This is a genomic window from Cupriavidus sp. 05N40 (assembly GCF_056397305.1).
This window is the reverse complement of the sequence record NZ_JBFTND010000447.1, coordinates 1-944: the sequence shown is the minus strand read 5'-3', so window position 1 is coordinate 944 and position 944 is coordinate 1. Positions and strand designations below refer to the sequence as shown.

Annotated in this window: 1 protein-coding gene; it reads left to right on the top strand. The window is 67.5% G+C overall.

The features are described from left to right. Positions 1–741, top strand: a 741-nt coding sequence (gene phaZ, locus AC1DO7_RS41370; protein WP_477117587.1) for a poly(3-hydroxyalkanoate) depolymerase, incomplete at its 5' end; no start/stop codon positions are given. Positions 742–944 lie beyond the last annotated feature (203 nt).

Below are 944 nucleotides of genomic sequence, written 5' to 3'. Positions count from 1 at the left end.
GTTGCGGGGCCGCCGCTGCTTATTTTCAACGGCATCGGCGCCAACCTCGAACTCGTCGAGCCGTTCGTGGACGCGCTCGACGGTACCGAAGTGATCATCTTCGACGTGCCCGGCGCGGGCGGTTCCCCCGCGCCCTTGCTTCCCTATCGCCTTTCCAGCCTGTGCGTGATCGCCGACAAGCTCCTCAGCCATCTCGGCTACGAAGGACAGGTCGATACGCTCGGTGTCTCCTGGGGCGGGGCGCTTGCGCAGGAGTTCGCGCATCTCTATCCGCAGCGTTGCCGGCGCCTTGTGCTGGCGGCGACCTCGCCGGGCGTGATCATGGTGCCGGGAAGCGTGTCGGTCCTCTCGAAGATGATCGGGGTACGCCGCTACTCTGATCCGGACTACCTGCGCCGCGTGGGCGCCGATATCTATGGCGGCGCCTTCCGCGACGACCCCGGCTTGCTGGAAGAGCACGGCCGCCATATGCAACCGCCGCGCGGCCGCGGCTATGTCTACCAGTTGCTGGCGGCCTGGGGATGGAGCAGCCTGTTGTGGCTCGGTGCCCTGGAACAGCCCACGCTGGTCATGCACGGCTCCGACGACCCGATCGTGCCCCTGGTCAATGCCAGGATCCTTGCTTCGCGCATTCGCCAGGCCGGACTCCATGTATTCGAGGACGGCCACCTCTTCCTCCTGACACGCGTCGGTGAAGCGGCACAGGTGGTGCTGCGCTTCCTGCGTCAGCCTCAAGCCTGACGCCGCGGGTGCCCGGCTTCCCGGGCGCCCCTTTGAAGGGGCCGCTGCCTGCGCTGCCCCTTGTCCGCCGCACGAAAGAAGCGCCTTCGGGCCGCGCGTGCCGTGCCGCCCCTCCCGATCCTGCAATGCCATGACAAAGCCCGCGATCCCGCAATCCCGCGCGATGCCCGAAAAAAACGGCCGCACAGGGTGATCCCCTGGCG